Origin of the sequence: Chryseobacterium camelliae, assembly GCF_002770595.1 — a bacterium.
Lineage (GTDB): Bacteria > Bacteroidota > Bacteroidia > Flavobacteriales > Weeksellaceae > Chryseobacterium > Chryseobacterium camelliae.
Genome location: NZ_CP022986.1, coordinates 4,141,591 through 4,154,899 on the forward strand (window position 1 = coordinate 4,141,591; position 13,309 = coordinate 4,154,899).

The 13,309-nt window shown below is 43.0% G+C and carries 11 protein-coding genes; 5 read left to right on the top strand and 6 right to left on the bottom strand.

The features are described from left to right. Window positions 1-238 precede the first annotated feature (238 nt). The 5 genes from gyrB (at window position 239) to CGB83_RS19030 (ending at window position 7,938) form a co-directional block, all read left to right on the top strand. The gene (gyrB, locus tag CGB83_RS19010; protein ID WP_100077252.1) at window positions 239-2,173 is read left to right on the top strand and encodes a DNA topoisomerase (ATP-hydrolyzing) subunit B; all 1,935 of its coding nucleotides are present in this window, start codon (window positions 239-241) and stop codon (window positions 2,171-2,173) included. A 114-nt stretch (window positions 2,174-2,287) separates the two neighbouring features. Further along, window positions 2,288-4,180, top strand: coding sequence for a DUF3857 domain-containing protein (locus CGB83_RS19015; protein ID WP_100077253.1), 1,893 nt, complete (start codon window positions 2,288-2,290; stop codon window positions 4,178-4,180). A 2-nt stretch (window positions 4,181-4,182) separates the two neighbouring features. Beyond that, window positions 4,183-6,120 carry a transglutaminase-like domain-containing protein gene (locus CGB83_RS19020; protein WP_100077254.1) on the top strand — a complete coding sequence of 646 codons (1,938 nt, stop codon included), beginning with the start codon at window positions 4,183-4,185 and terminating at the stop codon, window positions 6,118-6,120. Window positions 6,121-6,217: 97 nt separating this feature from the next. Next, complete coding sequence (locus tag CGB83_RS19025; protein ID WP_100077255.1) at window positions 6,218-7,042, top strand: RsiV family protein; 825 nt, start codon at window positions 6,218-6,220, stop codon at window positions 7,040-7,042. 44 nt (window positions 7,043-7,086) lie between these two features. After that, complete coding sequence (locus CGB83_RS19030; protein ID WP_100077671.1) at window positions 7,087-7,938, top strand: diacylglycerol/lipid kinase family protein; 852 nt, start codon at window positions 7,087-7,089, stop codon at window positions 7,936-7,938. 2 nt (window positions 7,939-7,940) lie between these two features. On the opposite strand, the gene CGB83_RS19035 is transcribed toward CGB83_RS19030, so the two are convergent. The 6 genes from CGB83_RS19035 to ggt all read right to left on the bottom strand — a co-directional run bounded on the left by CGB83_RS19035 (window position 7,941) and on the right by ggt (window position 13,309). Then, on the bottom strand, window positions 7,941-8,396 hold the full coding sequence (locus CGB83_RS19035; RefSeq protein WP_228420007.1) for a VOC family protein: 456 nt from the start codon (window positions 8,394-8,396) through the stop codon (window positions 7,941-7,943). 67 nt (window positions 8,397-8,463) lie between these two features. Further along, complete coding sequence (locus tag CGB83_RS20260; protein WP_157761466.1) at window positions 8,464-8,610, bottom strand: hypothetical protein; 147 nt, start codon at window positions 8,608-8,610, stop codon at window positions 8,464-8,466. 217 nt (window positions 8,611-8,827) lie between these two features. Beyond that, on the bottom strand, window positions 8,828-9,286 hold the full coding sequence (locus CGB83_RS19040; protein WP_100077256.1) for an SAM-dependent methyltransferase: 459 nt from the start codon (window positions 9,284-9,286) through the stop codon (window positions 8,828-8,830). Between the two features lie 449 nt (window positions 9,287-9,735). After that, window positions 9,736-10,182, bottom strand: a complete 447-nt coding sequence (locus tag CGB83_RS19050; RefSeq protein WP_100077673.1) for a GNAT family N-acetyltransferase — start codon at window positions 10,180-10,182, stop codon at window positions 9,736-9,738. Window positions 10,183-10,194: 12 nt separating this feature from the next. Further along, the gene (locus CGB83_RS19055; protein WP_100077674.1) at window positions 10,195-11,475 is read right to left on the bottom strand and encodes a dicarboxylate/amino acid:cation symporter; all 1,281 of its coding nucleotides are present in this window, start codon (window positions 11,473-11,475) and stop codon (window positions 10,195-10,197) included. 148 nt (window positions 11,476-11,623) lie between these two features. After that, window positions 11,624-13,309 (bottom strand): gamma-glutamyltransferase, encoded by a 1,686-nt coding sequence (gene ggt, locus CGB83_RS19060; RefSeq protein WP_100077257.1) that lies wholly within the window; start codon window positions 13,307-13,309, stop codon window positions 11,624-11,626.

Genomic DNA, 13,309 nt, shown 5'->3' on the forward strand with positions numbered 1-13,309 from the left:
TATAAGACAGTAGAAGTTCCCAAAATCTGCCTTACCTTCGAATTCTTATGCTTTTGAAAAGTTGTGTCTAACAGCAATGACTTTTATATAAGCATTATCATAGGGTTATTTATCTGTTCTTTTAGTGAATAATCCGCTTTTTCCACTCCTGTTTTTTGACACTTTTTAACTTTCATACCTCGAAAAAAATCACGATATTTGTGGGTCTCTGCATTGAGCAGGATTTTTAATATTTTATATGAGTCAGAAACAATATACAGCTAGTAGTATTCAGGCATTGGAGGGAATGGAGCACGTACGTATGCGTCCTTCCATGTACATTGGTGACGTAGGCGTAAGAGGCCTTCACCATTTGGTTTATGAAGTAGTGGATAACTCTATTGATGAGGCTTTGGCAGGATACTGCGATACGATCTTCGTCAGCATCAAGGAAGGGAACGGGATCGAGGTAAGCGATAACGGTAGAGGTATTCCGGTTGACTTCCATGAAAAGGAACAGAAATCCGCTCTTGAGGTTGTAATGACAAAAATCGGGGCCGGAGGTAAGTTCGATAAAGATTCTTATAAGGTTTCAGGAGGTCTTCACGGGGTTGGGGTATCGTGTGTGAACGCGCTTTCCAATGAAATGGTGACTACCGTTTACCGTGACGGCAATATCTATCAGCAGATTTATTCACGAGGAAAAGCACAGACCGGTGTAGAGGAAATAGGACACAGCGACCAGAGAGGAACGAAGCAGTTCTTCCAGCCGGATGATTCCATATTTACCGAACTGGTATACAATTATGATACATTGGCAAGCCGCTTAAGAGAACTTTCCTACCTTAATAAAGGAATTACGATCACCTTAACCGATGAAAGGGAACAACTGGAAGACGGATCTTTCCGTTCAGAAGTATTCCATTCTGAAGGCGGATTGAAAGAATTTGTCGCTTATATCGATGGAAACCGTGAGTCCATCATGGAAAACGTGATTTTCATGGAAGGTGAGCGTGATGATATTCCGGTTGAGGTAGCGATGCGCTACAATACGTCTTTTAATGAGAACCTCCACTCATACGTTAACAATATCAATACCCATGAAGGAGGAACGCACCTGGCCGGGTTCAGGAGAGCATTGACCAGGACGCTGAAAAAATATGCTGATGATCTTGGGATCCCGCAGAAAGAAAAAGTGGACATTACCGGTGATGACTTCCGTGAAGGATTAACAGCTGTGATCTCCGTGAAAGTTATGGAACCCCAGTTTGAGGGACAGACCAAAACCAAATTAGGGAACTCCGAAGTTTCCGGTGCGGTAGATAAAATTGTGGGCGAAATGCTTTCCAACTTCCTGGAGGAAAACCCGTCTGAAGCTAAACTGATTGTACAGAAGGTGGTATTGGCAGCCAAAGCAAGGCAGGCGGCTAAAAAAGCGCGTGAAATGGTTCAGAGAAAATCCCCGATGGGAGGTTCCGGACTTCCGGGTAAGCTTTCCGATTGTTCTTCCAAAGATCCTGCTATCTCCGAACTCTTCCTGGTAGAGGGAGATTCCGCAGGAGGAACGGCCAAACAGGGTAGGGACAGGCACTTTCAGGCCATCCTTCCATTGAGAGGTAAGATTCTGAACGTGGAAAAATCAATGCTTCACAAAGTATATGATAACGAAGAAATCAAAAATATCTATACCGCTCTCGGTGTTTCCGTAGGAACCGAAGAAGACAGTAAAGCGTTGAATATGGCCAAATTAAGATATCACAAAGTTGTCATCATGACCGATGCCGATATCGACGGTTCGCACATTTCAACATTGATCCTTACCTTCTTCTTCAGATATATGAAAGAACTTATTGAGAACGGATATATCTATATCGCTCAGCCGCCATTATACCTGCTAAAGAGAGGAAATAAAAAAGTATACGCGTATAATGAAAAAGAGCGTGAGGAATTCACTCTTGAAATGGCTCCGGACGGAAAAGGAGTAGAAGTTCAGCGTTACAAAGGTCTCGGAGAGATGAATCCTGAGCAGCTATGGGAAACCACGCTGAATCCTGAACACAGGATCCTGAAGCAGGTAACCATTGATAATGCCGTGGAAGCGGACAGTATCTTCTCCATGCTGATGGGGGATGAAGTTCCGCCAAGAAGGGAATTCATTGAGAAAAATGCAAAATATGCCAACATCGATGCTTAATCGATAGCGGAATATAAATGATAGGAGCCTCCTTAACCGGAGGCTTTTTTTGTGATGAAAAATTAATTTTCCAGTTCATAGATATTTCATTACTTTTGGAAAATTTTAGTAACTATGATGAAAATATTTTGTATCGGAGCGCTTTCTATTGCTTCTTTACATTTCGCTCAGAATTATCCCGCTTCAGCCATTCCTGAACCTTTAAAAAAAAATGCCAACCTGGTCATCCGTAAAGACCTGACCACCCTCCAGATCAACAGCGTGGATGAAATCCGGTACCAGTACCAGAAAGTAAGAACGGTGATGAATAAGGATGGTAAAGACCAGGCCACTCCTGTCATTGCCTATCAGAAAGGAGACCAGATTTCAGATGTTAAAGTAACGATCTATGATGAAGCCGGCAAGAAAATAAAATCATACTCTAAATCAGACTTTGGCGATTTTGCCAATACTCCCGACGGGATTTTCTACTCGGATGACCGTTTCATGTCACTGCCCTATACTCCGACACAATATCCTTATACCATAGAGTTTTCTTATCAGCTCAAAGACCAGAATACGGTTTTCATTCAGGATTTTGTCCCGTTTTCCATCACCAATACTTCGGTGGAAAGCAAAGAGCTGAGAGTCATCAACAATTCAGGGATAGAGCTTAAAACCAAAACCTATCCTTCAAAATACAATTATGCTGCGGTAACTGAAAGCGGAAGCAGTACAGATAAAGTCTATTCTTTTAAAGATGTCCCTGCGGTTGACGGTACTTTTTTAATGCCGCAGCCGGACAAAATTTTACCTAAGGTAAGCTTTGCCCTGACGAGGTTCAACCTGATGGGAAAACAGGGAAGCATCAGCAGCTGGAAAGATTTCGGGACTTGGTATTATAACAGCATCCTGCAGCCCGTTTCCACAATAACGCCTGCCGTTAAGGCTGAAGTGGCAGCATTGCATTTACAGGGCACTACAGAGGAGAAAGTAAAAAAACTGTATCAGTACATGCAGTCTAAAACACGGTATATTGCGGTCGCTTTAGGGATTGGAGGATGGCAGCCGATGCAGCCTGAAGAAGTATCCAAAAAAGGCTATGGTGATTGTAAAGGTCTTACGAATTACATGAAAGTATTGCTGGATGAGGCCGGGATCCCTTCAAATTACTGCGTGATCAACTCTGGAGACTCCCAGTTGACCTTTGATCCGGAATTCCCGAAAATGGGCGGAAACCACGCCATCCTTATGGTGCCTACTGAAAAGGGAAGCATCTGGCTGGAAAATACAAGCCAGATGATGGCATTCAATCATTTAAGCACATCCACAACAGACAGGAATGTGCTTTCAATCGGTAAGAATGGCATCGAGCTGATCAGCACGCCGGTGTATTCACCGGAGCAAAACAATGAAAAGCAGGTGCTGAAGATCAGGATCAACGAGGATAACAGCATTACCGGGGAAGGCCAATTCTCCTACACCGGCAATCAGTATGATTACAATGTCGCTTTCACCGGCCTTTCGCCGAAAGAGCGTAATGAAGCCATCAGGGACAGGCTGAGTGTTCTTAGTTTCGATAAAATTGAAATGAAGAACGTCATCAATGACAGGGATAATGCCGTTGCCCGGTACGAACTTGATTTCAAAGCAGGCAATTATTCCAAAACGGCCGGAAACAGCATGCTGTTCAGGGCAGTTCCTATTTTTACCAATGTCATCTATAAAAATGATGAAGCCAGAGAGCTCCCTTTTGAGCTTCAGCAGTCGTTTCAGGATGATTATGAGATTACATTTACGGTTCCTGCACAGTATAAGCTGGATGAAGTTCCTGAAAATGTCAGCTTCAATTCAGAATTTGGGAGTTACCAGCTGAATTTCGTGCGGAATGGTACCGAGCTTAAGGTGAACAGGAGCATCAGGATCAATAAAGGCATTTACCCGAAAGAAAAGTACAATGAGTACATCAACTTCAGGAAGAAAACATTAAAAAATGATAATTCAAAAATTCTAATTTCAAAAGCATAACCATGAAAAGAATACTGTGGGCGGCATTAGGCTCCCTTACGATGACCTACGTTCAGGCTCAGAAACATGAGTTCCTTAATCCTCCGAAATTCAATGATGCGGACCTGTCCAAACCCAAATCCCTGCTGGATGAGAATGCACCGGTGGAAGTATTGTACCGTTCTGCGCATTATAAGATGGATTCCCGTACCGGATATCTTTCCAAAAGTTATTTTTACCGGGTGAAAATTTACCGGAAAGATAAGGCTGAAGACTGGCTGAACCTTGAAATTCCTCTGTATCAGGGTAATGGAGGCAGCCAGGAAACCATCAGTAGGATCAAAGCATTCACCTATAACCTGGATAATGGAGTAAAGGTAGAGACTAAGGTGGAAAACAACTCCAAGTACAAAAGCAAGGAGAACAAAAATGTAACGGTAACAAAATTTGCATTTCCTAATGTAAAGGACGGCTCTGTCATCGAATACCAGTATACGGTGGAATCGCCGTTCGCCTATGCTATACCTGAATTCCTGATTGAGACGGATACACCTACCCTCTATACGGAATATGTACTGGACAATCCTATCAATATGTCCTATAATGTGAATTATACCGGGTCACTCAATCCAAAATACAGGGAAATCGCAGATAAAAACTTATACGGGATGGATTATAAGACGTACCGTTTCGCCTACGAGAACCTGAAGCCCTTCAAGGTGGAAAAATTCGTTAAAAACGACCATAATTACAGGACAAAAGTCAGCGCAGAGCTGCATTCCACCAATTTCAGCGAGCTTAAACTCTACTCTTCTTCATGGGATCAGATCCGGCAGAGGCTGTACGATGATGAGGACTTCGGCGGCGAGCTGAAAAAAAGCAGGTTTGCCAAAGATAATATGCCCGCCGGAGTGGCAGGCATGAAAAATGAGCTTGACAAGGCCAATGCCATATTCAGCTATGTACAGAAAACCTTTACCTGGAACAACAAACGGGGCATCTATACGGAAGACGGACTGAAAAAGATGCTGGAAACAAAGACCGGGAACGCTGCGGAAATCAACCTGTTCCTGGTGATGCTGATGCGCGAAGCCGGCATCAAAGCTGATCCTGTACTGATTTCCACCATCAATAACGGTATGATCAACCTGGTTTCTCCCAATGTCGCCAATATGAACCTGGTTATTGCAGCCATTGAGGTGAACGGAGCCATACATGTCTACGACGCTACCACGAAGCAATCATCCGTAGACCAGCTTCCGCCGAGAGACTGGAATGAATACGGTGTACTGATGGCCAAAGATAACGTAAAGCAGATCCGGATGATCAATGCCAAGCCAAGCTTTACCTATCTGACCACCAATGCAAAAATTAATACGGACGGAAGCATTTCAGGGAATTATACGGACAGGGATACAGGGACTTATGCCATGTATGCCAAAGAAAATTACGATGACAATCAGGAAAAGTACAAAAAGCAGTACAAGGAAAATTTTGCGATAGATTTCACAGGCATTACCTCTCAGGTATTGGAAAACGGTGATTTTGAAAGCAGCATGAGCTTTTCATCCGAGAACCTGATTGATAAAGTGGGCAAGAAAATCATCATTAACCCGTTGCTGTTCATGAATAAAAATTCAAATGAATTTGACCAGACCGATGAAAGGAAATACCAGATTGATTTTATTTCCCCGTTTACCAAAGTGAAGAAAATTACCTTGGAAATCCCGGAAGGGTATGCCATCGAGGAAATGCCGAAAAATAAGAAGATCGTCACTCAGGACAAGGAAATAGAATACAGCTATACAGCGGAGCAGAAAGGAAACATGCTGGAAGTAACGTCGGTGATGACGGTTAAGAGCGCAGACTATCCTAAAGAATATTATTCTGCATTCAAACAGATCTGGGGAACAGCTTCGAAAAGCGAAAACCAGGTTATCAGCCTGATCCGGAAATCATAACCAGGTACGTAGATTCACATTGTACGAAAACCTTTGAAATAATCTTAAAACCATTCATTTTTGAATGGTTTTTGCATGCATATCCAAAATAAAAGTTATGAAAAATATACTGGCAGCCATAACATTGGCTGCTCTATTTTCGGTTTCAGCGTGCAAAAAAAGCGAAACCTCAGGGACCTCCTCTGCAACAGAAAATTCCAAACCGGGCACGTTCAGGACAGATTCTGTAGCCATCAATGATTCCGTAAAGCTTGCGGATTCCCTGACTGTGCAGTATTCTGCTAAACTTCTGGTATTTCCTTCCTTACAGGATAAGACCTTGCTCGACAGTATCTATTTCAACAGAAAGGTGCTCAAAGATTTTTCTCAGAAAGGCCTTCAGGCTTATCTTGAAAAGGATAAGAATGGGTATTTCGATAAATTAAGGAAAGAAAGTAAAGAATACCTGTCGGATATCAGGTTCGGAGAGAAGTGGTATACGGATACATCCATGCACCTGAAATCCGTTAATAATGATTTCATGCATATCCAATATATGTGGGGGTCGTATGAAGGCGGTGCCCATGACAATTATGGTTTTTCAGAACGCGTTTTCGACCTTAAAAACAATAAAAAACTGGAGCTTAAGGATATTACCACCATGCCGGCAGGTAATCTTGAAGCTTTGCTGATGAAAAACATCAACAAAATCAACAGCGGAACCACAGACAATAAAGGGCAGGTGAACAATTCGGAGATGCTCCTCGTAGAGGTAATTCCTGCCACGGATAATTTTTATTTTGATGACAAAAACCTGTATTTCCATTACAGCCCGTATGAAATTGCAGCTTTTGCAGCCGGAGATATTACCATTCCGGTTTCCTGGCAGGAACTGGACAAAACTCTTACTCCTGCTTTCAGGGAAAGGATGAAATTTAAATGATATTTAATGCTTCCCTTACGGAAGCATTTTTTATTTTTGTGACCATGGAAAATGTCGCTTTCATCATCAATCCTTTTTCAGCCAAAGGAAATTACCAGCCGTTTCTCAATGCGCTGAAAGCTAAGGTTAAAGATCCCTTATACTATATTTCAGATTCCATTGCCGGGACCCATGATTTTATACAGGAACACTTCAGCCATGTGGATATTTTTGTCGCGGTAGGAGGGGACGGGACTATTTCCACCGTAGCACAGTACCTGATCGGTACTTCCAGGATCCTCGGAATTTTTCCTGCCGGTTCCGGAAACGGATTTTCAAATGAGACCAATTTCGGGAAAAACCTGGATGAGCTCATCGGTAAACTGCAGGCCGGGAAATCAAGGAAGATCGATACTTTTACGGTAAATGACAGGCTTTCCATCAATGTTTCTGGGACCGGCTTTGACGGAAAGGTGGTGAAGGAGTTTGAAAAAACCACGCGCGGCTTTACAAATTATATTAAAGTTTCCATGAAGACATTTTTCAGCTACAAGCCGATCAAGGTTAAATTTTTCGATGAGAAATACCGGCAGTACAACGGTAAGTACCTGATGCTGAACATTGCCAATACCCGACAGTTCGGGAATAAGGCCTATATTGCCCCGCAGGCAAGCAAAAGTGACGGGCTCGTGGATATGGTGCTGGTAAAAAAGTTTCCGTTCACCTATTCGCCGCTGTTTGCGTTCAGGATGTTTACCAAGAAGCTTAGGAATGATGATTATATTACCTATATTCCCGTTTCCGAGATCGAATTTAAGGTGAATACCAAAAACTGGCACCTGGACGGGGAATTCAACAAAATAAAATCTCCGGTACATGTGAAGGTCCAGCCGGCCAGCCTGAATATCCTGATCTGAGATTATAGGGTCTGATGAAGGGCAATGCGGTTTCCTTCGCTGTCTTCAAATTCTGCGACGGCAAAACCATGTTTTCTATTAACGGTTTTAGGATAAAGGATCTTCCCTCCTTTCTCCAGGACTTTTTCTAATGTAAGATCAATGTCTTGGGTCCTGAAATAAAGGATAACACCCTTTCGGGTCGGCTGGTAGACATCGCCTTTTGCCAATGCCCCGGAAATCCCGCTGCCGGTTTCTTCAAACGGGAACAGCAGCATTTCATAGTCATCAATCATTTCTTTTTCAAACCTGAAACCAAATACATGGCTGTAAAATTTCCGGGCCCTTTCCAGGTCTGTGACAGGAATTTCAAAATAGACCACCGGATTGTTTTCTTTTATCATCTTATGGTTGTTTTTTGTACAGGACATAAGCAGGATACCGGTCACGCATAACAGCTGCCTGATGTATTGATGCATTTCAATAGTAATTTAATGATGCCTCCGGTTTTTCATCAATTTTATGAGGGTCATTAAAGCAGTACTGTCACTGCTCTTTATCCAGTTGCTTCTCCCAATTCGCAACTACAACTGCCGCTACAGAGTTTCCGATCACATTCGTCAGCGCTCTGCATTTGCTCATGAATTTATCAATACCAAGCACCAGGTCAGTCCATTTTATGGTCTTGGTCAAAAATTTCTTTTGATATATTCCGCGTTATTTGCAGTCGGGATATTACCTAATAAGCTCAGGGATGATTATATCACCTATATTCGCGTTTCTGAGATTTGAATTTAAGATGAATACCAAAAACTGGAATCTTGACGGGGAATTTAACAAAATGAAATTACCGATTCATGTGAACGTACAGCCGTTAATTTTAAATATTTTAATATAGTTTTTTGCCGGACTATTTCCAGTAGTTTTTCATAAGATCCGCTACCCATATAGGCTGTTTGATCTCTGTTTTTGGCTGGAATTCCTTAAATACAGGTTTAATATCAAGTACAGGCGTTCCGTCAATAGCATCAAGAAACTTTACTTTGATAGTTCTATTATTGTGTTCCAGTAATTCCACTGTTGCAAGCCCTATTGTGTTCGGTCTGTCCTTTTTACGCTGCCCGAAAATACCTGTCATCGGATAATTTACATTACCTCTCGGATGGCCTGAAAAAACGATATCTTCTTTTTCTACCTTATCAAAATAATAAATAATTTCCAGATGGGAAAAGCTTGAAATGCTGTTAAAAGCTTCCGTAGGAATATGGTCTGCCAATTCAATTTCTGCAATGATGGTTTCCCAATTGTCATCGATTAGTTCCGTCCTGGAATTTTTTACCGTTGCTACAGGCTGAAGTGTAATTTCCATATATGATTTGATTATTACTATTTTATATTGATTTTTAGATTTCCAGTTTTTTCTCAACTTTACCCGGGTGATCCAGGCAGTATCGAAGTTATTCCTGATCCAGCTGCTTCTTCCAGTTGGCAACCATAACATTAGCTGCAGAATTTCCGATCGCATTTGTCAGTGCTCTGCATTTGCTCGTAAATTTATCAATACCAAGCATGAGGGCGTTCCATTTTATGGTTTTGGTAAAAAATTTCCTTTGACATATTCCGCATTACTTGCATTCCGGATGTTACCTAACAAGCTCAGTGATTATCATTACCCCACCTATATTCGCGTTTTTGAGATTGAATTTAAGATAATAAATACCAAAAACTGAAATTTAAACCGGGAATTTAATAAGATAAAATCTCCCACTCATCTAAAGGTACAGCCTTCTAGCCTTACTACCCTTAATTTAACATGAATTATTCACTGTAAACATTTTTGTTGTGCAGTTCCATCCATTTAGTAGGATCTGCAATATCGGTCCATCCAAATTGTCGGTACAGCCCGTGTGCATCTCCGGTAAGTAAAATCCATCTTCTCAGGCCTTGTAAATCAGGATGATTCATAATTGTTTCCATTAACCATTTAGAAAGTCCGTTTCCTCGATATTCTTCCAGGATATATACATCACCTAAATAGGCAATAGTAGAAAAATCAGAGATAATCCGGGCAAAACCTATTTGTTTTTCATTCAGATAAACTCCGAAGCACATGGAGTTTTGTATGGCAGCCTGTACTTTTGCTTTAGGAATATTTAAGCACCAATATGCTTTGGTTGATAGAAACTCATGTACAGCGTCAATATCCAGCCTTGATTTATCTGTAGAAATACAAAACTGGTCTTTATATAGGGCTATATTTTTCATGTACGTCATCTATTAGATTTCCAGTTTTTTCTCAACTTCATCCGGGTGATCCAGACAATACTGCAGCCACTCTTTATCAAGCTGTTTTTCCCAATTAGCTACGACAACCGTCGCTACGGAATTTCCGATCACATTCGTCAGCGCTCTGCATTCGCTCATAAATTTATCGATGCCCAGGATCAGGGTCATTCCTGCCAGGGGAATTTCAGGCACAACGGCTAGCGTTGCCGCTAAGGTAACGAATCCGGCTCCTGTTACGCCTGCTGCGCCTTTTGAGCTGAGCATCGCTACCAGAAGCAGCAGCAATTGTTTTTCCAATGGCAGGTGGATGTTCAGTGCTTGGGCAATAAACAGGGAGGCCAGCGTCATATAGATATTGGTGCCATCCAGGTTGAAGGAATAGCCGGTAGGAACAACCAGCCCTACAATAGCTTTCGAACAGCCTGCTTTTTCCAGTTTCTCCATGATTCCCGGCAAAGCGGATTCTGAAGAGCTGGTTCCCAGCACCAGCAAAAGCTCCTCTTTAAGGAAATACATCAGCTTAAAGATATTAAAGCCGTTATAAAGGGCGACCGAACCCAGCACGATCACTATAAACAGGATGGAAGTAATGTAGAATGTGCCCACCAGGAAAATAAGGTTCAGCACAGAATGAAGACCATATTTCCCAATGGTGAACGCCATAGCTCCGAAAGCCCCGATAGGCGCAAGCTTCATCAGCATATGCACGATCTTGAAGACCGGAGCAGACAGGTCCTGAAGGAATTCAGTGACTTTAGCGCTTTTTTCTTTCGTCAGGACCAGGGCCACACCCATAAGGATGGCTACCAAAAGGACCTGCAGTATGTTTTCACCAACCAGCGGACTAAACAGGGTTTCCGGGATAATATTCATGATGAAACCCGTGAGAGTAGATTCGTGTGCCTTCTGCTGGTACTGTGAAACATCCCCGGAAAGTGTGGCCGGATTAACATTCAGTCCATGTCCCGGCTGCAGCAGGTTGCCCACGACAAGTCCGATGATCAGTGCCAGGGTTGAGAATGTAATGAAATAGATCATTGCTTTCATGGCAATTCTCCCGACTTTCTTAAGATCGGTCATATGCGCAATCCCGAGGGTAAGGGTAATGAAAATCACCGGAGCAATGATCATTTTCACCAGCCGGATGAAACCGTCGCCCAAAGGCTTCATTTTTTCACCCAGTTCCGGGTAAAACCTCCCTAAAAGAATTCCTGCAATGATGGCGACAACAACCTGGAAATAGATCTGCCGGTAAAATTTCTTCGTCTTCAAAATCAATCTTTAAATGTTCAGAGCCGGAAATTAAGAAAATTAATCTGAAGTATGATAAAAGTCAGTAAAAGTTTCGGCGGGGCTGAAAGCCCCGCCGAAACATATAACGTCTAAAACGGTGTTAAAAACGACCAGTGATTGACTGTCATCATTCTATGGCTACGGAATCATCACCCCTGCCGTCCGCTACAGCCTGGATATTACCATTGTCATCCCGGGTGATCATTTCGGTTTTTCCGATCTGTTTGACTTTTTCAAAAGTGTAATTCTTAGCCTTTAATTCTGCTATGGTGCTTTCAGGGAAGTTTTCCTCCACCTTTATTGTTTCAGGCAGCCATTGCTGATGGAATTTCGGGGCATTAACGGAGATATTCGCGTTTTGCCTGAAATCAACCACATTGACAATCGATTGGTATACTGAAGTTGGAATCGTAGTTCCTCCGGGTGTACCCACAACCATATACGGTTTTCCGTTCTTAAGAAGGATTGTAGGCGTCATGGAGGAGAGCATTCTCTTGTTAGGCTGTATGGAATTGGCTTCACCACCTACAGCACCGAACATATTCGGTACACCGGGTTTAATGGAAAAGTCATCCATTTCATTGTTAAGGAAGAATCCGGCTCCGGATACCACGACCTTGCTGCCATAATAGCCGTTAAGCGTTGTGGTGACAGAAGCTGCATTGCCGTCTTTATCCAGCACGGAGATATGGGTTGTCTGCGTCGATTCTTTGGGCTGGGCAATGATCTTGCCAACTTCAGAGCTTGGGGTTGCCCTATCAAAGCTGAAGTTTTTCCACCGGCCCTTCAGGTACTCATCAGAGATCAGGTAATTGGTTTTATCCTGAATAAAATCCGGGTCACCCATATATTCGGCACGGTCTGCAAAAGCCCTTCGTTCCGCTTCTGCCATGATCTGTACAGCTTTTGTTGAGTTCTGCTGGTATTGCTCAAGGTTTTCAAAGCTTGCCATCCTGAGCATCTGGGCCAGGAGGAGCCCGCCGCTTGACGGCAGCGGCATGGAAACCACACGGTTGCCTTTATAATCGAATTCAAGCGCCTTTCTTTCTGCGACCTTATAGTTTTTAAGATCCTGCAGGGTGATAATCCCGTTGCCCTTCTTCATTTCCGCAACGATGAGGGCAGCCGTTTTACCTTCGTAAAAACCTTTGGCACCCAGTTTCTGGATCAGCTTTAACGTTTCCGCCAGCTCTTTCTGGATGAGGATGTCGCCTGCCTTCCAGGGTACATCCTTAACAAACGCATTGGCTGTCGTATTGTGTTTTTTGAATGCATCCCTGTGCCTGTTGAGCATATCCGCTTCCTGTTCCGTGACGGCGAATCCTTTTTCAGCTAAGTCAATTGAGGGCTGGATGATCTTTTCCATCGGAAGCCTGCAGTATTTCAACGTCGCAAAAAAGCCTGCAACACTTCCGGGAATGCCTACGGCAAGCCGCCCGTTCTGGGAAAGGTCTGTACTGGCTTTTCCGCTTTTATCAAGGTACATATCCCTCGATGCTTTCAGGGGAGCAGTTTCCCGGTAATCCAGGGTAAACTTTTCGCCGTTGTTTTTGACGCCGACCAGAAATCCGCCGCCGCCAATATTGCCTGCCTGAGGATAAACGACGGCCAATGCATACTGCGTAGCAACTGCTGCGTCATAAGCATTGCCGCCCATTTTCAAAATGCTGGCACCGGCTTCGCTGGCCAGCGGATGGGCGGAGACTACCACACCTTTGTTTTTTACTTTTACCTCCTTTACAATCGTAATGTCTGTGTACTGTGCTGAGAAATATTGCGTTATCAGTACCCCTATAATGATCATCTTCTTCAT